The sequence below is a fragment of the Flavobacterium sp. ZB4R12 genome (genome assembly GCF_048276375.1).
GTDB classification, from domain to species: domain Bacteria; phylum Bacteroidota; class Bacteroidia; order Flavobacteriales; family Flavobacteriaceae; genus Flavobacterium; species Flavobacterium gawalongense.
In genome coordinates this window covers 39,139-63,438 of record NZ_JBLNKS010000010.1, presented here as the reverse complement: position 1 = coordinate 63,438, position 24,300 = coordinate 39,139, and the positions used below count along the sequence as shown (strand labels likewise).

Here is a 24,300-nt window from a genome sequence, read left to right as displayed (position 1 = left end):
TTTTTAACAAATTAAATTCGTCTTATTTTTTTACTGAAACCTGTCATCTGCCATCTAAAGAATATCCAAACTCCCTTTTCCTTCTCTTACAACAATAGGTTCATCACCAGACAAATCTATAATGGTAGATCCCATATTGTCACCATAACCACCATCGATAACCAAGTCAACAAGGTTTTGCCATTTCTCGAAAATAAGTTCCGGATCTGTTGTATATTCAATCACATCATCATCATCATGAATTGAAGTAGAAACAATTGGATTGCCTAATTGACGTACAATTTCCAGTGCAATCGAATTATCGGGAACCCGAATCCCGACTGTCGTTTTCTTTTTGAATTCTTTAGGCAAGTTGTTATTTCCCGGTAAAATAAAAGTATATGGTCCTGGCAAAGCTCTTTTTAATAGTTTAAAAGTAGCCGTATCAATTTGTTTCACATAATCGGATAAATTACTCAAATCGTGACAAACAAAGGAAAAATTAGCCTTTTCCAGCTTAATTCCTTTTATCTTGGCGACACGTTCTAGTGCTTTCGTATTGGTAATATCACATCCCAATCCGTACACGGTATCCGTTGGATAAATCACTAAACCGCCATCTTTTAAAACCTTAACTACTTTGGCAATTGCTGCTTCGTTTGGTTTGTCCGGGTATATTTTTATAAATTGAGCCATAGTTTTAGTTTAAAGTTAAAATATTTAAAGTTTAAAGTTCTTCTAACAGACAACTTTAAACCTTAAACTTGAAACAAATTTTTATCCGATAATATCCAATTTTGCAAATCGCAATAACAATTTCTTTATTCCGCCCACTTCAAATTTGATTTCGGCTTTTTTATCAGCTCCCACTCCTTCCAGATTGATCACTTGTCCTTTTCCAAAGCGTTCGTGCATAACCACATTACCTGCAACCAGTTTGTTATCAAATAAATTGGCGCTTCCAGCCGAAGGATTACCTGCAGAGACTGGTTTTAGTTTCCGAATATTTACATCCGGTTTAGGTTCGTTATCGGTAATGGATTTTGGAGGTGTTCCTCCTATTGGTTTTGCCAGACGCAATTTGGATTTATCTACATCACCAAAAACATCACTGTCAATCATAGGTTTATAACGGTAATTATTTTCAGGAGGTGTCATATATTCTAAATACTGACTGTCGACTTCCTCAATAAAACGCGAAGGTTCGCTATCCGTTAATTTTCCCCAACGATATCGGGATTGTGCGTACGTCAAATAGGCCTGATGTTCGGCTCTTGTCAAAGCTACATAAAATAAGCGACGTTCTTCTTCCAGTTCGCTTCTGGTACTCATACTCATGGCACTCGGAAATAAATCCTCTTCCATTCCTACCACAAAAACATGAGGGAATTCCAATCCTTTGGCTAAGTGAATCGTCATTAAGGCCACACGATCTTCATCACTGGTATCTTTATCTAAATCCGTTGCCAAAGCCACGTCCTCCATAAACTCAGATAATGCACCTCTAGCGCCTTCAACTTCTTTTTGACCTTCGGTGAAATCCTTGATACCGTTTAATAATTCCTCAATATTCTGGATTTTAGCCATTCCCTCAGGAGTCGCATCTTTCTTTAATTCTTGAACCAATCCCGTTTTTTTAGCAACGTGATCAGCAAGATAAAAGGCATCCTGATTTTCATTTATGGCTTGAAAACTTTGAATCATAGTCACAAAATCAAGTAGCTTTTGTTTGGTTCCCGAATTCAGTTTTAAATCAATTCGCTCAATATTCTGCATCACTTCAAAAATGGAACGTTTGTAATGATTGGCGGCAATGGTTAATTTCTCGATGGTTGTATTCCCAATTCCGCGAGCTGGATAATTGATTACTCGCACTAATGCTTCTTCATCTTTTGGATTGATAACCAATCGCAAGTAGCACAATACATCCTTAACTTCTTTTCTTTGATAAAATGAAAGTCCCCCATAAATTCGGTAAGGGATATCTCTTTTTCTCAATGCATCTTCCATAGCACGAGATTGTGCATTAGTACGATACAAAATCGCGAATGAGCCATTATGCAACTGGTTTTGCATTTTTTCTTCCCAGATAGTACTGGCTACAAATCGACCTTCCTCGTTATCGGTTAAACTGCGGTGCACTTTTATTTTTGGACCAAAATCATTGGCAGTCCAAACTATTTTATCAAGCTTGACTTTATTTTTATCGATGATGGTATTTGCCGCTTCAACAATATTTTTTGTCGAACGATAATTCTGTTCCAATCGAAAGGTTTTTACCCCTTCATAATCTTTCTGGAAATTCAGGATATTATTGATGTTTGCTCCACGAAACGCATAAATACTTTGCGCATCATCACCTACCACACAAATATTCTGAAATTTATCAGACAACGCTCTAACAATCAAATATTGAGAGTGATTCGTATCCTGGTACTCATCCACCAATATATAACGGAAACGGTTTTGATATTTAGCCAAAACTTCCGGAAAACGAGTCAGCAGCTCATTAGTTTTCAATAACAAATCATCAAAATCCATTGCTCCTGCTTTAAAACATCGGTCTACATAATTCTGATAAATTTCACCCATTCGAGGTTTTTTAGACATGGCATCGGCTTCTTGCAAATCAAGATCGTTGAAATAGGCTTTTACTGTAATCAAACTATTTTTGAAATTGGAAATCCTAGTTAAAACCTGTTTTGGTTTGTATACATCCCTGTCCAATTGCATTTCTTTGATAATTCCTGAAATTGCACGAAGTGAATCTTGAGAATCATATATGGTAAAATTCGAAGGATAGCCCAAATGTTCTGCTTCTGAACGAAGAATTCGAGCAAAAACAGAGTGAAAAGTTCCCATCCAAAGATTTTTAGCTTCGCCAGCACCTACAATATCAGAGATACGCTTTTTCATTTCTCGAGCTGCTTTGTTGGTAAAAGTTAGAGACAAAATGCTAAACGCATCCACTCCCTGATGCATCAAATAAGCAATTCTTATGGTCAACACCCGCGTTTTACCAGAACCTGCTCCTGCAATAATTATCATAGGACCGTCTTTTTGTAAAACGGGTTCGCGTTGCGCTTCGTTAAGTTGATCGATATATTTATGCATGGAAATTTTTAAATTATATTATGCAAAAATAGTGATTTTGAATGAGGTTTTAAGTACCAAAAAATAACAATTGGCTAATTCATTTTGCCATTCATTTTAATAAGATATTCTTGTATTTATTATTTGAAAAACACATCGTAGGCAAATCGGATTAATGTCCCGATTACAACAACCAAAAAGAAAATTCGAATAAAATTATTTCCTTTGTTTATGGCTAGTTTTGCCCCAATCCATCCGCCAAAAGCATTACTGGCCGCCATTGGTATTGCTACTGCCCAAATAATTTTGCCTTTCAAAATAAATAGACAAATGGAACCAAAGTTAGTCGACAGATTCACCATTTTAGCATTTGCGGAAGCATGCAAAAAATCAAAACCTATAATAGCAATAAAAGCTACCACTAAAAAACTTCCTGTTCCTGGACCGATAAATCCATCATATAATCCAACAACAAAACTGATTGCAATCGCATTTAAGATTTGTGTTCTAGGAGAGTGATTCTTTTCAATATGCTGACCAAAATTCTTCTTTGCATACGTGTAAATAACTAAAAATGAAAGAACCACTAATAATAACGGTTTCATAAAATCATTACTCACATACGTCAATAATGTAGAGCCTAAAAAAGCGGAAGGAAAAGCCAAAAGTATCATAATCCCTAACAATTTCCAGTTCATATCTACTTTTTTAAGATATTGATAGGCTGCAAAAGAAGTACCACTAAAAGCAGGAACTTTTAAGGTTCCAATAACTGTTGAAACTGGCAAATTAGGTAATAATATCAACCCCATAGGCGTTTGTATCAGTCCGCCGCCACCTACAATAGCATCTATAAATCCTGCGGCAAAAGCGGCAAAACAAAGTAAAACCAATACGTAAGTTTCCATTCTAAAAATCGATATTAAATATTCAAGTATAAATGGTAAAAATACTATTCGAATTGATTTATTGCTAATAAAATCAAGTTGATTTATAATCAAAAAAGTATATTTTTGCTTTTATAAATTTTACAAAAAAATGGAATCAATACAAATCATAGAATTACTAAGTTATACTTTACCAGCTGTTGTTACAGGGGTTGTGGCCTATTATTTTTTTGATCTTCATACCAAAAATGAAGAAGGAAGACGCCGTTATTTATTAAGCAAAGAAGCCCAGAAAAACGCATTGCCTTTACGCTTACAAGCATTTGAGCGCATGACGTTGTATATGGAACGCATCAATCCTACCAAATTATTGATTCGTATTACTCCTCTTTCGCAAGATAAAAACGATTATGAAAATCTTATAATTGCACAAATCGAACAGGAATTTGAACATAATTTGACACAACAAATTTATATGTCTGATGAATGTTGGACCATTATTGTGACAGCTAAAAATGCTACCATTCAAATGATTCGTAAAGCAAATAGGAGTGATCGTGTGGATAGCGCTGATAAATTGCGTGAAGTGCTTTTGAATGATTTAATGGAAAAACAATCCCCAAGTAATGCGGCTTTGGCTTATATTAAAAACGAAGTGGGGCAATTGTGGTAGATTATTGACACCATCAGTTTTGTTTTACTCCTACAAAATTCAATAATAACACCATTTCTTAAATGAACTTATATTCCTTATATGGTTTGTATTTATAACCATATAAGGAATATAAGTTCATTTAAGTTAAAAAAATAGTACAGTAAATTCTATGTTTAATTGACATAAACTGCTATTCCTTCAATAACCGATTCAATTGAAATTGCTCGGTTACATTTAAATTTGGAAGAATTCTTTCGAAAGAAACTCTCATCGTCGCATTCTTCAATAACCTTCTAATATTGTCTCTTCCAAATTTCGAAAATTGCCACATGTGATGTGTTGTTGCTTTTACCAAATTTTGTAATACTTCATCATTGATTATATTAAAAGCAAGCAGTTTTTCTAAAGCATCTTGACGAATAGTTGCTTCATAATTAGATGATGAATAATTAATCAATTCCTCGATTAACTGTTCTTTATTTATTGAGTAATTTGCTGTCGACAATGCTAAAGACAACCATAATGTTCGTAGATTATAATCACTGAAACCGATCCAACCTTTTGATTTATCCAAATATCGAGAGCGTTGTTCCGGAAAATTATTCCATAAATTACACAACGCTATTTCTTGTGTTTGATAGGATTTATCATCCAGTAAAGTTTCATATTGCACTCTAAAACTTTCAGGAATTTCATTTAGTGTAGTCGCAACCGCTTGACGAACTTGTACGTTTTTAGTATCCAAGGCCAAGCTTAAAAGTGTGGCTTTGTCTTCAAATTTTTGTTCTTTTAATTGATTGACTATCGCTTCTTTTACGGAAAAATAAACATTAGATTGTACTATTTTAGTAAAAAATTCTTCTTTCTCAGACAACGGTTTATTTCTTAATTTTTCTACTTCAAATAATATCCGAATTGCTTTATTTTTATACAATAAAGTATTAGCCTCTTGTGTATTAAAACTAGTTGTTTCAAGCCATACTTTACTAAAATTATTCAAATCATAATCAGATACTTTTTTAATTTCAGCAAAGAAATCCTGTGTATTTACCGTTTGAAACGAATGCTTTTTCAAATAGCATTTTACTGCTTTTTTAAAAGCCTTATCTCCTATTGTTTCATGTAAAACATGCAACGCCCAAGCGCCTTTTTGATAGAAAGTCAACGAACTGGCTTTGGCATTCAAAACAGGAATTGTATCGGTTCTGGAAGCGTATTTCAATTGTTGCGCCGATTCATATAATTTAGAATAAAAATAATCTTCACCGTAGATTTCCTTTTCAGCCAATAAAGCATAATACGTTGCAAAACCTTCCTGAAGCCAATGATGTTTGCTAGTTTCAGCAGTAACTAAATTGCCAAACCATTGGTGCGCCAATTCATGTGCATTGACATTCGTATAACTTCTATCTTCATACCCTGTAAAATCAACTACATAACGAGTTGAGAATAAAGTTGCCGAAGTATTTTCCATTCCAGCATACAAAAAATCACGAACGGGAGCTTGTTTATAAATTTCCCAGGGATACTTCACTCCTATTGCCTTTTCTAAAAAATCAAATAGTTGCTTCGAATAACGATAGGTTGGTTCAAATTTAGCTGCGTCTTTGGATTCATAGTACATTTCTAAAGGAATTCCCGAATTTGATTTTTGTGTTTGTTTTTCAAATTTTCCAATGGAAAGCATCAATAAATACGAACTCATTGGTTTATGCATGTTGAATCTCCAGTACGTCATCGAATTGTTATTCACTTTACTTTTTAAAATTCCATTAGAAATTACTTGGTATTTAGAATCAACAACAACTTCTAAATTAAAAATGACTTTCTCTTTCACATCATCAAAACTTGGGAACCAATTGCTGGTATTTTTCCCTTGTCCCTGCGTCCAAATTTGTACATTATCTTTCTCTTCAGAACCCACAAAATAAAGCGTTTGCTTGGGTTTGGCAACATAATTAAAACTAATGTTATTTGTCCCTTTTTTGAAAGCAGAAATCAATAGAATTTGCTTTCCATTAGTAGTAAATTGAATTTCTTTCTGATTCAATTCTGCATCAGTAAAATCCATGTTTTGCGCATCGATTTTAATGGTATCTGTGGGTTTTAAAACATCAAACCAATAACTAACTGCTCCTCTAACAGATTTATCTTTAGGATTAATTGTTATTTGCCCATGAACCGATCTAAAATCGACAGATTGGGTTTGTTGGGCGAATGTTATTGTGGATAGTAAGAGGAAGAGGTATTTCATATTTATTTTTTAGCATTAATGGGATTAAAAGTGTCTTCCACCCAATTCTTAGGATTGTTTTCAATGTAATAATAAATAGTCTTAAATTCTTCGTAACTCCTTACTATGTGGTCGTGATAATTAGATTGCCAAATCGAACCTTCGAATTGATTGTTCAATTCATTTATTTTTAGCGTAACAATACCTTTAATTCCTCCAACAAATGAGGAAATTGACCTTGGTCTTCGTGATAATTTATTTGTTGTAATATGATTATCGTTAGTTCTTAAATTCAGGTTTTTTGTTATATCCGGTGTTTTATGTAGAGACGCATTGCTATGCGTCTCTGCGTTGTGGGTTTCCAATTTGGCATCGTATATTTCTGAATTGCTATTTGTCTCTAATTGTTGAGACGCATAGCAATGCGTCTCTGCGTTACCATCAAACATATCAACATGAGAAACATATAAATTCATTAATTCAATATCTGTATCATCAGAATGAATTGTCTTATCAGAATAACTAAATTGTGGGATTACATGTTTTTTTATTTCAACTAACAGATGAATATGATTTGGCATCACAATCCAATTATGAAAAATCCAATCTTGCCTGATTTTAATTGAATCTAAAATTTCTTCTTCAACAATAACACCATTTTGATTCAAAATCATCTTTCCATTTTCTATCATTCCAAAAACACAGGCTCTTTGACAAGTACAGATGGTCAAAAAATAAATAGCATTACTGGAATAATCCCAATTTTTCAATCGATTGGATTCTATTCTATATTTATTTTTGAATAATGTCATTTAAAATCAAAGTGTTTTATTAATTTGTAAGAAGATTAGAGCAATAAAAATAAGCATTTTATTGCAATAAATTCTAAAACAAAGAATTCAAAATTACTCTGATTTTTTTTACCGATTCTATTTGTAAGGACGTATGATGTAGAGACGCATAGCAATGCGTCTTTAACACAATAAAATATTTAGCACAAACAAATTATTAGTTTAAATTTACCCCCAGAAAAACCTCAAGAAAACCACATTGAAAAAGAAAGCCCTATTTAATTGGAGCAGCGGAAAAGATTCTGCGCTTGCCTTATACAAAACATTACAAAATTCTGAATTTGAAATTGCCTGTTTACTTACGAGTGTAAACCAACAGTTTCAGCGCATTTCGATGCACGGTGTTCGGGTAGAATTATTGGAACAACAAGCGAAAAGTATTGAATTACCGCTTGAAATCATGCAAATTCCCGAAATGCCTACGATGGAAGTCTATGAAAAAGTCATGCAGGAAACATTGGCAAAACTAAAAGATCAAGGCGTTACGCATTCTATTTTTGGAGATATATTTCTTGAAGATTTACGTAAATACCGGGAAGATAAATTAGCCGAAATAGGTTTCGAAGGCGTTTTCCCGCTTTGGAAAATTCCAACACAAGATTTGATTCAAGAATTTATAAGTCTGGGTTTCAAAACCATTGTGGTTTGTGTCAACGAACGATTTTTGGATAAAAGCTTCGTTGGTCGTGTGATTGATCAGGATTTCATCAACGATTTACCAGAAAATGTAGATGTTTGTGGCGAAAACGGTGAATTCCATACGTTCACTTTTGATGGTCCTATTTTCTCTAAACCGATTGATTTTGAAATTGGCGAAGTCGTTTATAGAAAATACGAAAAACCAAAAGATGAAGATTCCTCGAATACCGCTTGCGACACGAGTGCTTCCGATGCGTTTGATTTTGGGTTTTGGTATTGTGATTTATTAGCTAAATAGTTTTCAATAAAAAGCTCCGAAGTCATGAGACAACGGAGTTTTGTTTTTTTTGATAATCCTAAAGAACGTTCTAATCCAATACCGGTAAATTAAAATTATCGAAGACACTTTTTTCTTTCATAAGTAACTCAATGTCATTTGATTTTCTTGGTGCTTCTCCAGATAAATTAACAGGACCATTAGCCGTAATTAAAATATCGTCTTCGATTCGCACGGCAATTCCCCACCATTTTTTATCACAATCACTTCCATTAGGAATATAGATTCCGGGTTCTACTGTCAGCACCATATTTTCTTCAAAATTATTATACAAACCTGGATCATGAACATCTAATCCAATGTGATGTGAAGTCCCATGCGGAAAATACTTTCTAGATTCATCTGCCGTTTTAGTAATTCCTAATTTAATTAAACCATCACTGATTACCTTTCGTGCAGCAGTATCCGGAGCACCAAAGCCATTTCCTATTTTTGCAGTGGCAATACCTGCTTCCTGGGCATCATAGACTAAATCATAAATTAGCTTTTGTTCTGTAGAGAATTTTCCATTCGCTGGAATAGTTCGGGTTACATCGGCGCTGTAGCCATGATATTCAGCACCTAAATCCATCAGCACCAAATCATTTTCCACTTTCATTTTGCTATTTTCAATATAGTGCAAAACACAACCGTTATTACCGGCTCCCACGATTGACGGATAACCTTCATATTCACTGCCGTACTTTTTATAAACGAATTCATGTACGCCTTGTATTTCGGTTTCAGACATTCCGGGATGCATGGCTTTCATGATTTCACGTTGCCCCATTGCTGAAATTCGAACCGCTTTTGTCAATAAAACCATTTCCTCTTTGGATTTAATCTCGCGTAAACTGGCCATATAGGTTAAAATCGATTGGGTATCGATAGTCGCCTTTTTTGAAGTGATGCTTTTTTTAGGATTAATTTCATTTTGTACATTCGAATCCGTTTGTGACTTCACTTTTTCGTTGTAGCCAATTTGGGATTTAAAAGCTCCAATTAATTTATATAAATCGGCTTTGTCACGTTTTGAATTTCTGGTATCCTCTTCAAATTCCTTAAAAAGCACATTGTTAAAACTCATGTAGTCGATCCCGGAGTTCAGAAATTCTTTTCCATTTAGTGCCACCTCAAAACCTAAATCCTTTTTAGCCCCTTCCGTTCCCAAACGTATTCCGGTCCATTGCTCCACTTTTGGATTTTTTTCCTGAACGTAAATCATTTCATTATAGGTTTTTCCGTCTTTATCCGTTTGATTATTCGAAAAAATAACCAAAACACAATTGGGTTCTTTGTATCCAGTTAAGTAATAAAAATCAGGATCTTGATGGTACACATAATCCACATCATTGGCGCGGTTTCGAATGGGATTACCAAAAAATACCGCCACACTATTCTTAGGCATTTTAGCCCGTAACGCTTCTCTTCGTTCTTTATGAAATTGAGCCGACAAGTAATCGTTTGGATTTCCATTTTGAGCAAACGAAAAACAAACAAAAAATACTGTGAGGATAAAAGAAAGTCTAAAAGTCATCTATTTATAGATTAAGGATTTAAATGCTGTATGCAACGATTCTGCATCATTAATTAGGAGTAAATATAAATAATTTTGTGTTTATAATCCAATTTTTTCATTGTAGGATTGTTTAGGATTTTAGTATCAAAAATAGAAAAAGAACACACAAAAGTTTTTCAACTTCGGAGTACTCTATTTCAAAAGTGCCACATAATTCTAGAATTAACCCTAACCAAATCTTATGAAAAATGTTGTAAAATGCACTTATAATTTACTTTTTGTATTCTAATCCGGGACCATCACAGTTTTTCCAAGTACTTGACAAGGTATTGTTCTCGGCAATATAAAGCACCTCTTTTAGATTTCCATAACAGTTTCCTATAATCTCGCTGGCATTGGGATATGTCAATTCTAAATACATTCCGTCCGAATGAGTTGTAGCAGTGTAAGTTCCAGAAATAGTTGTTTTAATCGCATTTCTTTCTCTGGATTTTGTAAATGTTCCATTAGTGTTGAACAAATAAAATTCTTGCCATTCCATTGCTGCGCCTGTCGTTTCAGAATTAGAAAGAGTCCCCGACATTTTAACCAAAGTCCATTTTCCGTAATAACCAGTATTATCCGATGTTAAAGCGTCTTTTGAACAGGAATTAAAAATAGAAAGGAAAGCAACAAGAATAGTAAAATGTTTCATATATCAGTTTTTACAGCTACTATATAGATGATGCCAATTATAAAAGGTTGCGTAAAATTATAATTATTTGCTTTTTTTTAATGCTAAAATAAATTAGTCCGAATTAAGTAACAGGAACGATATATTGTCGTATTTTATAGGGTCAAACCCTCAATGACTATGTAGTTTGCCTCTAAAAACATATACGACATTATTTTAATCAAATTACTTAGTATCATTCACAGCTAACTTTTTTAGTATCTTTTTATCTTTCTTCATACATTTTTAACAACTGCGTCACCGTATTCCAATTTCTGATAGTTGCCGTAACATTCAGTTTTTTCTCGATATATTTTTGATCAAATCTTGTCTTTCCTGCACCAACAGCGTATTTAATAAAAATTCTGCTGCCATCAATACTGGCTTCATCCGGTTTAAATTGGCTAATTTTCAAATCATTGATACTATCGCTTCGCAAAGCGGTAGAAATAAAAGCCACATATAGTTTTTTAATGTCTATATCTTTTTCTTTCAAAAAAGGATTGTTCCTGAAACATGCTTCCAAGTCTTCTTTGGCAATAACCACAATGGGAACTTCATGTCCAAAAACTTTGAAAATTTCCTGTTTGATTAGAAATCCTACTTTTGCAGGATTTTCTTCATCTGTATCCACAAAAACATTTCCAGATTGAATGTAGGTTTGCACATTTTTGAAACCTATAGATTCCAAAGTCGTTTTCAGCGCCTCCATTTTTATCATGTTGTGACCGGAAACATTGATGCCACGAAGCAATGCGAGTTGAGTTGTCATTATTTATGCTTTTTGTTTTTGCGAAGATATTGTATTAAAGGGAAGCAGTTTTATTTTTTTATTCTGCTGGTGGTAATTCAAACATTACTATGTTAGAATCAATTTTGTTAACAGTAATTTTACTTGGAGGATCAGAACCTATTATAACATAGAAATCAGTTTCAATATTATTATAACCATTTGATTTAAGCAATTTAATAATTTGCTTTTTCACATTATATATTTCAGCATCTGCAATTCCATATACTCTAAATTTTATTTGAGTATTTCTATCAGGAAAATTTAATAAAAAAACATCAAAATCTTCTTTGGTCAAAATTCTTGGTTGTATTCCATTTATTATTGATTGTTCCATTATTACCTATAATTCCATTGTTTATACCGCTATTTATGTTTTTTTGCCCTATTACACCAGTATTTACTCCTGAATTTTTATTTACATGAAATGTATCCATTTTTACTGGTTTTACCTTCTCACGAATTATTTTTTCAATCAATTTAGGTTCTTCAATTTTTTTTATGTCAACTTGTTTTATGGTATCAGATACAGTTATTTCTTTAGGGTTTACTTCTAAACTTCCTATTTTAAAAGGAATTTTAAAATAGATTAAACCAATTGCAATAGATAAAAATTAATAGAAATATAATAAAAGTCATTTTTGGATGTTCTGAAATGACATCAAAAAAATTCCGCCCGACATTTTTTTCCTTATTATCCATGTATTTTACCCTATTTTCTAATTTAACTACAAATAACATTATATCAATACACTTTAAAAAAATAATTGAAAATCTAATATTTCGTTCCTCAAATAAGTAATCGGAATGATTTGTTGTCGCATGATAAAATTGATTAATTCGCAGTATCAATACTAGTTGTAACCAACTTTGAAAAAACAAAATACGGCATTATATAATGCTTATTACTTATATAAATTTTCCTACTCTATTTCCAAACAATGCCATTTCCAAATTTCCAAACAAAAAACTATCTTCGCTTTTTCATAATGGAAAGATTAAATAATTGAAGAATTTAAAGATTTACTTATATTGTAAATCCTTAACCTAAAAATCCAACAGTCTAAAAATCTAAATGTCAAACCTCCTTCAAACTCCCATAGAATACCTCAAAGGCGTTGGTCCCAATCGGGGCGAATTACTTCGCAAGGAATTGGGAATTCATAAGTATGTGGATTTGGTTAATTTTTTTCCAAATAGATACATTGACAGAACGCGGTATTACAAGATTAACGAACTGCAAAACAACATTGCCGAGGTTCAGATTATTGGTAAAATCATCAACATCAAAACCGTAGAATTTGGCAGAAACCAAAAACGATTAGTCGCTACTTTTGTTGATGATACGGGGCAAATGGAACTCGTTTGGTTTCAAGGTCACAAATGGATTCGGGAGAGTTTAAAGCTAAATGAAATCTGTGTGATTTTCGGGAAATGCACGTCTTTTGGAAATGCGTTCAATATGGCGCATCCAGAAATTGAACTCATGAGCGAGCACGAACAAAGTTTACGTTCTGCGATGCAACCCGTTTATCCTTCGACAGAAACCTTGACGAATCGCGGGATTTCGAACCGGGTGATTAATAAACTGATGCAGCAATTATTTCTGGAGACTCAGGCTTTATTCACGGAAACCTTACCGGATTATTTGATCAACGAATTGAAACTAATTCCTAAAAAAGCGGCTTTATTCAACATTCATTTTCCAAAAAGCGCCGAAGTTTTGGCGAAAGCCAAATTCCGATTAATCTTCGAAGAATTGTTCTTTATCCAATTGCAATTAATCACAAAAAATCTGATTCGGAAACATAAAATAAAAGGGCATCCGTTTACCACAGTGGGCGACTATTTTAATGATTTTTATCAAAATCACCTGCCTTTTGAACTCACCAACGCCCAAAAAAGAGTAATCAAAGAAATAAGAACGGATATGGGCAGCAACGCCCAAATGAACCGATTGTTACAAGGCGACGTAGGTTCCGGAAAAACAATTGTGGCTTTTATGAGTATGCTTTTGGCACTCGATAATGGCTTCCAAGCGTGTTTGATGGCACCCACGGAAATTCTGGCGAATCAGCATTATATTGGTTTATCCGAATTAGCAGAAACTCTAAATATAAATATCAGAATCCTAACGGGTTCCACCAAAATAGCGCAACGAAGAATTATTCATGAAGAACTGGAAAACGGAACGTTACATATTCTTATCGGAACGCATGCTTTACTGGAAGATAAAGTGAAATTTAAGAATTTAGGATTGGCTGTGATTGATGAGCAACACCGTTTTGGCGTAGAACAACGCTCTAAATTGTGGAAGAAATCCACCCCTGACCCCTCCAAGGGAGGGGAAATAATTCCGCCACATGTTTTGGTGATGACCGCCACGCCTATTCCCAGAACTTTGGCGATGAGTTTATATGGCGATTTAGACATTTCAGTAATTGATGAACTGCCTCCGGGACGAAAACCGATTCAGACCGTACATCGATTTGACAGCAACCGTTTGAAGGTTTGGAAATTCCTACGGGATGAAATCGCTTTGGGTCGCCAAATCTATATTGTGTATCCGTTGATTCAGGAATCGGAGAAAATGGATTTCAAGGATTTAATGGACGGTTACGAGAGTATTTCCCGTGATTTTCCGTTACCTCAGTATTCTATTTCCATTCTTCACGGAAAAATGAAACCTGCCGATAAAGATGCCGAAATGAAACGCTTTTCGGAAGGAAAAACGAATATTATGGTCGCCACAACCGTAATTGAAGTGGGTGTCAATGTTCCTAACGCCAGTGTAATGATTATTGAAAGTGCGGAACGTTTTGGATTATCGCAACTGCATCAATTGCGGGGTCGCGTGGGTCGTGGTGCAGAACAAAGTTATTGCATCCTGATGACAAGCCATAAATTGAGTTCCGACAGTAAAACCCGAATGGAAACGATGGTTCAAACAAACGATGGTTTCGAAATTGCCGAAGTCGATTTGAAGCTTCGGGGTCCGGGCGATTTAATGGGGACACGACAAAGTGGCGTCCTCAACCTTCAAATTGCTGATTTAGTAAGAGACAGAGATACTTTGGCATTAGCCAGAAATTATGCTTTAAAATTACTTAAGGAAGATTCGGGAATGCAAAAACCGGAACATGCTACCTTGAGAGCCGTTTTTATCGAAATGGCCAAAAAGAAAAACATCTGGAATTACATTAGTTAAATACTTAAAAATCAATTTATTGTGTTGTTTTTATTTTGTAAATTTGCTAATACTAACTGTAAAAATGTATTCCGATGTCTAGAAAGCCAAGTTTTACAAAATCTACAGAAGAGGACCAGCATTTTATTCTACTAAAAGAGGCGGTTAAGGAGCGCTTGGATTTAGAAGAAAAAAATTATCAAAACCAATTTAAAGTCCTTTTGTTACCTTCTCTTTATTTTCTATTTTGGTTTGTAGCCATGCAATACCAGTCCTATTCTTTCTTATACTATCTTTTTTATGGACTAATGGGAGTTCTTGTAACTTTAATTTTTGTAAATCTTATCCATGAAGCTTGTCATTACTCCTTATTCAAAAAGAAATGGAAAAATAAAGTTATCATGTATCTTTTTGATTGTATTGGAGCAAATAGCTTTATTTGGATTAACCGACACATTAGAATGCACCATAACTATCCCAACACTATTGGTTGGGATACGGATATTGAACAAGGAGGACCACTTAAACTTTTTCCTTCAGAAAATAATTTATTTATTCAAAAATACCAACATTATTGGGTGTTTTTTCTGTATCCATTATTTCTTTTAAATTGGTTACTCGTACGGGATTTTAGAGATTTCTATTCGGCTAAGCGATACATCAGAAAGTTTGTCAAAATTCCTCTTGTGGAGTATTTTAAATTGTGGTTTTTTAAATTATTATTTATCTCTTACGCCATTATAATTCCTATTTTAGTTTTTAATGTTAGTATCGGTCAAGCCTTATTAGGCTTTTTAATACAAATGATTTGCGGCAGTTTAGTAGGACTGGTCATATTACTCCCGTCACATGCTAATGTTGGCAATGAATTTCCTATACCAAATGCAAATTACCAACTTCCTACTACTTGGCTGAGACATCAATTTATAACTACAAATGATGTTCATTGTGAAAATTTTGTATCAAAACACGTAATGAATAATTTTAATTATCATTTGGCACATCATTTATTTCCAAATGTCAGTTCTACACAAATTATTAAAGTAACTGAAATCATCAAAGAATTTGCCATGGAATATAACTTCCCCTATAAAAGCTATTCCTTATTAAAAGCTTTCCAACTTCATTATCAACTGGTAAAAAAGAATGCGATTAAACCCGAAAGTTTTTTTGAAGAAACAATGTAATTAAACATGAAAAACGAATTCAAATTTGCCGACTTGCATTGCCACCCAACATTAAAAACCTATGGACATTCGTTTGAAGACAGCAGTTATGGCTTGAAAAGAAGAAATATTTGGTATCAGCAAGAAAATAGTTTTGTTCGAAAACTAATCAGTAACTATCTTGGTTTGACTAAATTTTCACAAGCTGATTTTACCACGTTGAAAAATGGAAATGTCAAAATTGTCACTGCTTCACTTTATCCTTTTGAAAAAGGCTTTTTTATAAATTCATTGGGCGGTGGTTTTGTTTCTGCTTTTTTGGCAAATATCATAACCGGAATCAGTTATTACAGAATCAGAAACATTCAGCAACATATCAATTATTTTGAAGACCTCGAAAAAGAGTATTACTTTTTACTGGAATCCATTCATCAGAATAATAAAATGGGACTGTTTTTTCCTAAAAAATCAGAAGATTTTAAATTAATTAGCCATGCAAACAAAACGGCTGTAATCCTCGCAATTGAAGGAGCTCACGTATTTAATTCAGGATTAAAAAAATATGGGAGAGAAACCGTGGAAAAAGAAGTTCTTGAGAATATATATAAAGTTAAAAATTGGAAAATTGCTCCTATCACTATCACTTTTGCCCATAATTTCAGTAATGATTTTTGCGGTCATGCCAGAAGTTTAGATGCTTTAGGTCCATTAGTCAATCAAAATGAAATGCTAAACGATGGTTTTACGGACTTGGGATTGAAGGCCGTAAAGGCATTATTAGACAACAAAAACGGTAAAGTTATTTATCCCGATTTAAAACACATGTGTTTACAGTCCCGTAGAGAATATTATCACTATTTAGACACCAACTTTAAAGGAAAAAACATTCCCATTATTGTAAGTCATGGAGCTGTGACCGGAACCTCATGGAATAATCCAGAATCAATTTCTGATGAATCCATTTTCTGTAATACAGAAATTAATTTCTATAATGAAGAACTAATTGCAATATCAAAAAGTAATGGCCTTTTTGCGATTCAACTTGATGGCAGGAGATTGGCTAAAAAAAGTGTTTTGAAAAAATTAAATTCCAAAAAAAACAAGGCATTTGCCTCAGCAAAAATTATATGGAAACATTTAGAACATATTGCAATCCTTTTAGATAAAAATGATTTGAATTCATGGAATAGTACCTGTATCGGAAGTGATTTTGATGGTACCATAAATCCTTTACCTGGTATTTACAATGCTTCCGACTTACCTCTATTGGCAAATAATTTATTGGAATTATCTACCCACTTTTTATCGCATTATGATTTCAAAAATGACTTTAATAAATTGACAAGTCCTGAAACAATAGTGAATCAATTTTGTTATGACAACTTGCATCATTTTTATTTAAATAAGTTCTAAAAAAATCAAAAATACTTTTGCTTGATCTGTTTTTTTAACACAATGCAGACATTTTTTTTGGACTACTAATAATTTCTAATAGCACTTTCTATAATTCATCCCGTATAATCAATGTTTTTTCGATTAACATTAGCTAATTTTTAACCTAATATTAATATTTGTATGTACAAACGTTAAATAAAAATTAACGTGCCTTTTTTTTAAAATTGAATACCCTAACTTTGTTGATTGCGTTAAAACGACACTTTAATAATGCTTTTACCCAATAAAACATGAAAATAAAATACCTTGTTTACACCTTATTGCTTGTCGGAATTGGTGGTTTTATAGCCTATCGAATTTCATCAAACAGTGCCAAAAATGAAGATTCAAAAGATAAAGGAATGAATAAAGTCATGACATTGAGTGGTATTGTCGTGGAGCCCCAAACTTTTGACAATAATTTATCTCTTTCCGGCTCTATCGAAGCAAACGAGCAAGTAGAAATTAGAAGCGAAGTTTCGGGTATTGTTGAAGGCATTTATTTCAATGAAGGAAGTAACGTAGCAAAAGGGCAAGTACTTTTTAAAGTAAATGATTTAGAATTAAGAGCACAATTGACTCAGGCCAAAACCAGAGAAGGTTTAGCCTCGGAAAACGAAAGAAGAGCGAAACTTTTGCTGCAAAAAGAAGCCATTAGCCAAGAAGAATATGATGTGGCAAGAGCTGATTTCAAATCGGCACAAGCACAAAGCCAATTGATAAAAGCACAAATCGCAAAAACATCGGTTAGAGCACCATTTTCAGGAAAAATTGGATTGCGTTCCATTTCTCCCGGAACCTATATCACTCCTACTGTTTTGGTAGCGAAACTGGTTAATATTGGCAAACTGAAAATCACTTTTTCGATTCCTGAAAAATATGCCAATCAAATTAAAATAAATTCTAATTTAAGTTTTAAAGTTGCCGGTTCCACCGAAAATTATACCGCAAAAATATATGCTATAGAACCTGAAGTGGAAATTGCCACAAGAACATTAAAAGTTCGTGCGATTGCCGAAAATAGAGACGGAAAATTATTACCGGGTACGTTTGCCAATGTTGAATTGCCTTTAGACATTATTAAAGATGCCATCGTAGTTCCCACTGAAGCCATAGTTCCTGTACAAAACGGCAAGAAGGTTTTTATTTCGAATAACGGAATGGCCAAAGAAATTATGGTAGAAACTGCTACCCGAACCGATGCTTCCATCTTGGTACTTTCCGGTTTGAAAGCGGGCGATACCGTTATAACAAGTGGTGTAATGTCATTGAAAAATGAAACTCCTGTGAAGGTGAAAGTAAAGTTATGAGTTATAAATGATGAGTTATAAATTTTTGTCCCTAAAATCAAAATTATAATTCAGAACCAACAATTTCATAATTCATAACTACTAATTTATAATTCAAAAAAATGAGTTTATCAACCACAAGTATAAGAAGACCCGTATTTACCATAGTCATCAATTTAGCCATTGTGTTATTTGGAATCATTGGTTATAGTTTTCTTGGCGTTCGTGAATTCCCGTCGATTGATCCTGCACAAGTTTCCATTCGAACCAATTATACGGGAGCCAATGCTGATATTATTGAATCCCAAATTACCGAACCACTTGAAAAAGCAATCAATTCCATTGATGGAATTCGAAATGTAACTTCTTCGAGTGCGCAAGGAAGCAGCAACATAACTATCGAGTTTAATTTAGATAAAGATCTGGAAGAAGCCGCTAATGATGTTCGTGACAAAGTTTCTCAAGCCGTAAGGAACTTGCCACAAGATATTGATGCGCCTCCCGTTGTTTCTAAGGCTGATGCCAATGGTGATGCCATTATTTCGATGACGGTTCAAAGTGATACCAGAAGCGCATTAGAGCTGAGTGATTATGCCGAAAATGTAATTTCCCAGCGATTGGAAACTATTCCGGGCGTAAGTGGTGTTCAAATTTGGGGCCAAAAAAGATACGCGATGCGTTTGTGGATTGATCCCGTGAAATTAGCTTCTTATGGGTGTACGGTTTCGGAAGTTAGAGAGGCGCTGAACAAACAAAATGTGGAATTGCCTTCGGGAAAACTGACAGGAAAAAACACAGAATTAACGGTTAAAACCGTTGGTAATCTTTCTACAGCAGAAGAATTCAATAATATCATTATTCGTTCAGACGGTGAAAAAGTTGTTCGCTTGAGTGATATTGGAACAGCAAGTTTGGGCCCTGAAAATACAGAAACTCAAATGACACAATCCGGAACTCCATTAGTTGGTGTGGCTATTGTACCGCTTCCTGGGGCCAATTATTTAGATATTTCGACAGCATTTTATAAAGAATTTGAAAAATTAAAAAAGGATTTACCCAAAGATATTCAATTAAATATAGCTATTGACACTACTGTTTTTGTAAAAAAATCAGTTATTGAAGTAGCCGAAACCCTAGGGATTTCAATTATTCTGGTAATTTTAATTATCTATTTGTTCTTTAGGGATTGGGCAATTGCCTTTAGACCGCTAATTGACATTCCAGTTTCGTTAATTGCTACTTTCTTTATCATGTGGCTTTTTGGATTTTCGATAAATGTATTGACTTTGTTGGCGATTGTTCTTGCCACAGGTCTTGTAGTCGATGATGGAATTGTAGTGACTGAGAATATTTTCAAAAAAGTAGAAGAAGGCATGTCGCCCATCGAAGCAGCAATAAAAGGTTCAAATGAAATCTTTTTTGCGGTAATTTCGATTTCGATAACTTTAGCAGCGGTATTTCTTCCTGTGATTTTCCTCGAAGGATTTGTCGGGCGATTGTTTAGGGAATTTGGCGTCGTCATTGGTGCTGCGGTATTGGTTTCTGCTTTTGTATCCTTGACATTAACACCTATGTTGAATGCCTATTTAATGAAAGGTGGCGAACAAAAAAAATCAAAATTCTACATTCGAACAGAACCTTATTTTCAAAAACTGAACAGCGGTTATGCCGATGCATTGAATAGTTTTATGAAAAGAAAATGGTTGAGTTTTCCTATTCTGATAGCTTGTTTTGGATTAATTTATTTGTTTTTCAATCTTTTGCAAAAAGAAACAGCACCTTACGATGATCGAAGTGGATTTGTAATGCGTATGTCTACACCCGAGGGTTCTTCTTATGAATATACCGATCGATTTATGCAGGAAGTTTCAAAACTGGTAGATGATTCTATTGCTGGAAAAAAAGTAAGTTTGGTTATCACTTCACCAGGTTTTGGGTCCTCTTCAGTGAATAGTGGTTTCATTCGTGTTTCCTTAGTTGAACCTAACGAAAGAAAGGATTCGCAAAAAGAAATTGCTCAGAAACTAACGAAATGGACCAAGCAATATCCTGATGCAAAAACTTCGGTTATTGAACAACCCACAATTGCTGTAAACAGACGCGGTGGTTTACCAATTCAATATATTATACAGGCCACAAATTTCAAAAAATTAGAAGAGAAGATTCCATTATTTATGGATGAAGTGGGTAAAAATCCAACTTTTGCCATAAGTGATGTGAATTTAAAATTCAATAAACCGGAAGTCAATGTAACTATCAACAGAGAGAAAGCAGAGAGTTTAGGAATATCAGTAATTGACATTGCGCAAACCTTACAACTTTCGTTAAGCGGTCAACGTTTTGGCTATTTTATGAGAAACGGAAAACAATATCAGGTGATTGGTCAATTTGATCAAAAAGACCGTTCAAAACCACTGGATTTGACCTCTATGTATGTGAAAAATAACAAAGGGGAATTGATTCAAATGGATAATGTGGTAACTATTGAAGAGAAAAGTAATCCTCCTCAATTGTATCATAATAACAGATATATGTCGGCAACAGTTTCTGCAGGTCTCGCTCCAGGCAAAAGTTTAAGTGATGGAATTGACGCGATGAATGAAATAAAAGCCAAAGTGCTTGATGATACTTTTACCACCGATTTAGGAGGAGAATCACGAGATTTTGTCGAAAGTAGTTCGAATACTTCATTCGCATTTGGACTGGCTTTGCTATTGATATTTTTAATTTTAGCTGCGCAATTTGAAAGCTTCATTGATCCGTTTATTATCATTTTAACGGTACCAATGGCAGTTGCCGGAGCATTATTCTCCTTATGGTTGTTTGACCAAACCTGGAATATCTTTAGCCAAATTGGTACGGTAATGCTTATTGGTTTAGTGACCAAGAACGGAATTCTGATAGTCGAATTTGCGAATCAACTGCGAGAACAGGGTAAATCGAGAATTGATGCCATATTAGAAGCTTCCGAAGCGCGGCTTCGACCTATTTTAATGACCAGTTTAGCCATTTCATTGGGTGCATTGCCTATCGCAATGTCGCTTGGAGCAGCTTCAACGAGTAGAATCGGGATGGGAGTTGTGATTGTAGGAGGAACTATTTTCTCTTTGGTTTTAACCTTATTCGTTATTCCAGCGATGTATTTAATGTGGTCGAAAGCCCGAAAACATTATCCTGAATTTGATCATATTGATGAATATGAAACCAGCATTAAAAAAGGCTTTTCTTCCAATGAAATAAAAAAGCTGGTTCCTGACGACCTTGGGCAAATAATAATTTCACCGGAAGAAAAAGAAAGTAAATAATTATGACACATTCTAAAATACTATTTCAAAGTCTAATACTACTATTATTTTGTATTGCAAAAACCAATGCACAAGAAGTTTTGACATTGGAAAGTGCTATAAAAATAGCATTGGAAAACAATTACGAAATAAAAATTGCGACAAATAATTTAGACATCGAAAAAACAAATGTGGCAATTGGAAATGCCGGTATGTTGCCAAAAGTCACTGCAACAATTGTGGACAATAATAGCGTTCAAAACAGTTCGCAAACGCGTCAAGACGGAACGGAAACAGAGCTAGACAATGCCAAGAACAACAGTTTGAGTTATGGTGTTGGCTTGGATTGGACTATTTTTGACGGACTGCGTATGTTTGCCAGACTAGACCAGCTAAAAGAATTACAAAAATTAGGAGAAGCACAATTAAAACTGACGGTAATCACTAAAATAAGTGATGTACATGCAGCCTATTACGATTTGGTACAACAACAACAGCAATTAGCTGCTTTAGATACCACGATTGTTATTTCGAATCAGCGATTGGCTTTGGCACAAAACAGGTTTACCATTGGAAAAGCGTCCAAATTAGAGGTTTTGAATGCCCAAGTAGATTTGAATACCGATCAGGTTGCGGTGCTGAGACAAAAAGAATTGTATGCCAATAGTAAGATTTTATTGAATCAAATATTGGCCAGAGATCTTAAATCTGATTTCAAAGTGATTGATTTTATTGCGGTTGACAACCAATTATTGCTTCCGGAACTTACCGCTTTAGCCGAAAAACAAAATCCGCAATTAGAAACGCAAATTATCAATAAAAAAGTAGCAGAATTAGAATTAAAACAAATCAAAGCGGGACGCTATCCTACCATAAGAGTAAATACAGGCTACAATTTTTCTGAAAGTCAATCCAGTCTTGGATTTGTATCACAATCCGCATCCAAAGGATTGAATTATGGTTTTAGTGCTTCTTTGAATGTATTTGATGGTTTTGCACAAAACCGAAACGAGAAAATCGCCAAAATTCAGATTGAGAATTCTAAAATGACAATCGAGCAGCAAAATTTGACATTGCATTCCCAGTTAGCGACTTCGTATCAAACGTATTTGACCAATTTGGAATTAATTGCTTTAGAAGAAAAAAACGAATCTATCGCCAAACAAAATCTAAATATTACGCTGGATAAATTTCGTATTGGAACCATAACGACCTTAGAATTCAGAACCGCACAATTGAATTATGTCAATGCAAAAGTGCGTTACAGCAACGCCCAGTTTCTTGGTAAATTATCCGAAATTGCACTTAGGGAATTAGCTGGCAATCTAAATTTTTAATATATTTTTGCTGAAAAATTTAGCCTAAAATGATTTCATACAATACAAAAGACTGGTTTACTTTTATCTTTCGTTTTCATAAAGCGGATACATTCAGAACATTGTTTCCAATCATGCTTGCCATAGGCGCCTATTCCGGAATTATAGGCTATTTAGAAGTCGAATATTGGAAATTAGCGGATAACAGTTATGTAAAAAACATTACTATTATGCATGGAATGTTAGGTTTCGTAATTTCGTTATTGCTCGTTTTTAGAACCAATACTGCCTATGATCGTTGGTGGGAAGGTCGAAAAATGTGGGGTGCTTTAGTCAATAACAGCCGTAATTTTGCTATTAAATTATCGGCAATATTACATGATGAAAAAGATCGTAATTACTTTCGTAAAATGATTCCGGGTTATGCTTCTATTTTGCACAAACATTTAAACGACAGTGATACCAGCAAGCAATTGTTTGATGATGTAGATTTGGAAATTGACCATCACAAGCACAAACCCAATCAAGTAGCCAAAATGTTGTTTCATAAAATCAATGATTTATATGATTCAAAGAAAATAACCGGAGATCAATTAATCATTTTAAATTCCGAAGTGCTGTCGTTTACCGAAATTTGTGGTGCTTGTGAGAGAATCAAAAATACGCCTATTCCCTACTCTTATAGCGCTTTCCTGAAAAAATTTATTTTCTTTTATGTAATGACTTTGCCTTTCGGATATTCCTTTAGCTTGGGTTATTATGTAGCTCCTGTTGTAGTATTCATTTTTTATGTTTTGGCAAGTTTAGAATTAATTGCCGAGGAAATCGAGGATCCTTTTGGAACCGATGAAAATGATTTACCTACCCATAAAATTGCTGAAAACATAAAAAAACATGTGGAGGAATTGATTTAAAATGGCGCCGAAAAATAGAATAAGGTTTTAAAACTT

The 24,300-nt window shown here is 34.1% G+C and carries 19 protein-coding genes; 9 read left to right on the top strand and 10 right to left on the bottom strand.

Annotation, left to right across the window (positions count from 1 at the left end; all coding sequences use genetic code 11):
• Window positions 1-54: 54 nt before the first annotated feature.
• The 3 genes from ACNO7W_RS08775 to ACNO7W_RS08765 all read right to left on the bottom strand — a co-directional run bounded on the left by ACNO7W_RS08775 (window position 55) and on the right by ACNO7W_RS08765 (window position 3,980).
• Window positions 55-675: an L-threonylcarbamoyladenylate synthase gene (locus tag ACNO7W_RS08775; RefSeq protein WP_314896800.1), complete on the bottom strand. Its 621-nt coding sequence runs from the start codon at window positions 673-675 to the stop codon at window positions 55-57.
• A gap of 81 nt (window positions 676-756) precedes the next feature.
• The gene (locus ACNO7W_RS08770) at window positions 757-3,093 is read right to left on the bottom strand and encodes an ATP-dependent helicase (RefSeq protein ID WP_417937845.1); all 2,337 of its coding nucleotides are present in this window, start codon (window positions 3,091-3,093) and stop codon (window positions 757-759) included.
• Window positions 3,094-3,212: 119 nt separating this feature from the next.
• Window positions 3,213-3,980: a sulfite exporter TauE/SafE family protein gene (locus tag ACNO7W_RS08765; RefSeq protein ID WP_417937844.1), complete on the bottom strand. Its 768-nt coding sequence runs from the start codon at window positions 3,978-3,980 to the stop codon at window positions 3,213-3,215.
• A 130-nt stretch (window positions 3,981-4,110) separates the two neighbouring features.
• Between ACNO7W_RS08765 and ACNO7W_RS08760 the strand changes: the two genes are divergently transcribed.
• Complete coding sequence (locus tag ACNO7W_RS08760) at window positions 4,111-4,632, top strand: hypothetical protein (RefSeq protein WP_417937843.1); 522 nt, start codon at window positions 4,111-4,113, stop codon at window positions 4,630-4,632.
• A 172-nt stretch (window positions 4,633-4,804) separates the two neighbouring features.
• On the opposite strand, the gene ACNO7W_RS08755 is transcribed toward ACNO7W_RS08760, so the two are convergent.
• Window positions 4,805-6,868, bottom strand: a complete 2,064-nt coding sequence (locus tag ACNO7W_RS08755) for a M1 family metallopeptidase (RefSeq protein WP_417937842.1) — start codon at window positions 6,866-6,868, stop codon at window positions 4,805-4,807.
• Window positions 6,869-6,870: 2 nt separating this feature from the next.
• Window positions 6,871-7,659: a transposase gene (locus ACNO7W_RS08750; RefSeq protein WP_417937841.1), complete on the bottom strand. Its 789-nt coding sequence runs from the start codon at window positions 7,657-7,659 to the stop codon at window positions 6,871-6,873.
• Window positions 7,660-7,897: 238 nt separating this feature from the next.
• On the opposite strand from ACNO7W_RS08750, the gene ACNO7W_RS08745 reads away from it, so the two are divergent.
• Window positions 7,898-8,635, top strand: a complete 738-nt coding sequence (locus tag ACNO7W_RS08745; RefSeq protein WP_417937840.1) for a diphthine--ammonia ligase — start codon at window positions 7,898-7,900, stop codon at window positions 8,633-8,635.
• A gap of 70 nt (window positions 8,636-8,705) precedes the next feature.
• Here the strand turns inward: ACNO7W_RS08745 and ACNO7W_RS08740 are convergent, their stop codons facing one another.
• The 5 genes from ACNO7W_RS08740 to ACNO7W_RS08720 form a co-directional block, all read right to left on the bottom strand.
• Window positions 8,706-10,190 carry an aminopeptidase P N-terminal domain-containing protein gene (locus tag ACNO7W_RS08740; protein WP_417937839.1) on the bottom strand — a complete coding sequence of 495 codons (1,485 nt, stop codon included), beginning with the start codon at window positions 10,188-10,190 and terminating at the stop codon, window positions 8,706-8,708.
• Between the two features lie 253 nt (window positions 10,191-10,443).
• Entirely contained in the window at window positions 10,444-10,866 is a 423-nt protein-coding gene (locus ACNO7W_RS08735; protein ID WP_417937838.1) for a hypothetical protein, read from the bottom strand.
• A 244-nt stretch (window positions 10,867-11,110) separates the two neighbouring features.
• A complete protein-coding gene (locus tag ACNO7W_RS08730) occupies window positions 11,111-11,656 on the bottom strand; it encodes a DUF1697 domain-containing protein (RefSeq protein ID WP_417937837.1) in 546 nt (181 codons plus the stop codon).
• A 58-nt stretch (window positions 11,657-11,714) separates the two neighbouring features.
• Entirely contained in the window at window positions 11,715-11,972 is a 258-nt protein-coding gene (locus tag ACNO7W_RS08725) for a hypothetical protein (protein WP_417937835.1), read from the bottom strand.
• Window positions 11,953-12,111, bottom strand: a complete 159-nt coding sequence (locus tag ACNO7W_RS08720; protein ID WP_417937834.1) for a hypothetical protein — start codon at window positions 12,109-12,111, stop codon at window positions 11,953-11,955. The genes ACNO7W_RS08725 and ACNO7W_RS08720 overlap by 20 nt, the downstream gene beginning before the upstream one ends.
• Window positions 12,112-12,749: 638 nt before the next feature.
• Between ACNO7W_RS08720 and recG the strand changes: the two genes are divergently transcribed.
• The 7 genes from recG to ACNO7W_RS08685 all read left to right on the top strand — a co-directional run bounded on the left by recG (window position 12,750) and on the right by ACNO7W_RS08685 (window position 24,264).
• Window positions 12,750-14,882 (top strand): ATP-dependent DNA helicase RecG, encoded by a 2,133-nt coding sequence (gene recG / locus ACNO7W_RS08715; RefSeq protein WP_417937832.1) that lies wholly within the window; start codon window positions 12,750-12,752, stop codon window positions 14,880-14,882.
• Between the two features lie 74 nt (window positions 14,883-14,956).
• Window positions 14,957-16,048 (top strand): fatty acid desaturase family protein, encoded by a 1,092-nt coding sequence (locus ACNO7W_RS08710; RefSeq protein ID WP_417937831.1) that lies wholly within the window; start codon window positions 14,957-14,959, stop codon window positions 16,046-16,048.
• Window positions 16,049-16,054: 6 nt separating this feature from the next.
• Complete coding sequence (locus tag ACNO7W_RS08705) at window positions 16,055-17,440, top strand: membrane dipeptidase (protein WP_417937830.1); 1,386 nt, start codon at window positions 16,055-16,057, stop codon at window positions 17,438-17,440.
• 272 nt (window positions 17,441-17,712) lie between these two features.
• The gene (locus tag ACNO7W_RS08700) at window positions 17,713-18,771 is read left to right on the top strand and encodes an efflux RND transporter periplasmic adaptor subunit (RefSeq protein WP_417937828.1); all 1,059 of its coding nucleotides are present in this window, start codon (window positions 17,713-17,715) and stop codon (window positions 18,769-18,771) included.
• A gap of 101 nt (window positions 18,772-18,872) precedes the next feature.
• A complete protein-coding gene (locus ACNO7W_RS08695; RefSeq protein WP_417937826.1) occupies window positions 18,873-22,055 on the top strand; it encodes an efflux RND transporter permease subunit in 3,183 nt (1,060 codons plus the stop codon).
• Window positions 22,056-22,057: 2 nt separating this feature from the next.
• Window positions 22,058-23,371: a TolC family protein gene (locus ACNO7W_RS08690; protein ID WP_417937825.1), complete on the top strand. Its 1,314-nt coding sequence runs from the start codon at window positions 22,058-22,060 to the stop codon at window positions 23,369-23,371.
• Window positions 23,372-23,400: 29 nt separating this feature from the next.
• A complete protein-coding gene (locus ACNO7W_RS08685) occupies window positions 23,401-24,264 on the top strand; it encodes a bestrophin family protein (protein ID WP_417937823.1) in 864 nt (287 codons plus the stop codon).
• The last annotated feature ends 36 nt before the right edge of the window (window positions 24,265-24,300 follow it).

Bases quoted from the DNA above. Each gene is read 5' to 3' on its own strand.
- ACNO7W_RS08775 (WP_314896800.1), bottom strand. From the start codon at position 675: ATGGCTCAATTTATAAAAATATACCCGGACAAACCAAACGAAGCAGCA.
- ACNO7W_RS08770 (WP_417937845.1), bottom strand. From the start codon at position 3,093: ATGCATAAATATATCGATCAACTTAACGAAGCGCAACGCGAACCCGTT.
- ACNO7W_RS08765 (WP_417937844.1), bottom strand. From the start codon at position 3,980: ATGGAAACTTACGTATTGGTTTTACTTTGTTTTGCCGCTTTTGCCGCA.
- ACNO7W_RS08760 (WP_417937843.1), top strand. From the start codon at position 4,111: ATGGAATCAATACAAATCATAGAATTACTAAGTTATACTTTACCAGCT.
- ACNO7W_RS08755 (WP_417937842.1), bottom strand. From the start codon at position 6,868: ATGAAATACCTCTTCCTCTTACTATCCACAATAACATTCGCCCAACAA.
- ACNO7W_RS08750 (WP_417937841.1), bottom strand. From the start codon at position 7,659: ATGACATTATTCAAAAATAAATATAGAATAGAATCCAATCGATTGAAA.
- ACNO7W_RS08740 (WP_417937839.1), bottom strand. From the start codon at position 10,190: ATGACTTTTAGACTTTCTTTTATCCTCACAGTATTTTTTGTTTGTTTT.
- ACNO7W_RS08735 (WP_417937838.1), bottom strand. From the start codon at position 10,866: ATGAAACATTTTACTATTCTTGTTGCTTTCCTTTCTATTTTTAATTCC.
- ACNO7W_RS08730 (WP_417937837.1), bottom strand. From the start codon at position 11,656: ATGACAACTCAACTCGCATTGCTTCGTGGCATCAATGTTTCCGGTCAC.
- ACNO7W_RS08720 (WP_417937834.1), bottom strand. From the start codon at position 12,111: ATGGATACATTTCATGTAAATAAAAATTCAGGAGTAAATACTGGTGTA.
- recG (WP_417937832.1), top strand. From the start codon at position 12,750: ATGTCAAACCTCCTTCAAACTCCCATAGAATACCTCAAAGGCGTTGGT.
- ACNO7W_RS08710 (WP_417937831.1), top strand. From the start codon at position 14,957: ATGTCTAGAAAGCCAAGTTTTACAAAATCTACAGAAGAGGACCAGCAT.
- ACNO7W_RS08705 (WP_417937830.1), top strand. From the start codon at position 16,055: ATGAAAAACGAATTCAAATTTGCCGACTTGCATTGCCACCCAACATTA.
- ACNO7W_RS08700 (WP_417937828.1), top strand. From the start codon at position 17,713: ATGAAAATAAAATACCTTGTTTACACCTTATTGCTTGTCGGAATTGGT.
- ACNO7W_RS08695 (WP_417937826.1), top strand. From the start codon at position 18,873: ATGAGTTTATCAACCACAAGTATAAGAAGACCCGTATTTACCATAGTC.
- ACNO7W_RS08690 (WP_417937825.1), top strand. From the start codon at position 22,058: ATGACACATTCTAAAATACTATTTCAAAGTCTAATACTACTATTATTT.
- ACNO7W_RS08685 (WP_417937823.1), top strand. From the start codon at position 23,401: ATGATTTCATACAATACAAAAGACTGGTTTACTTTTATCTTTCGTTTT.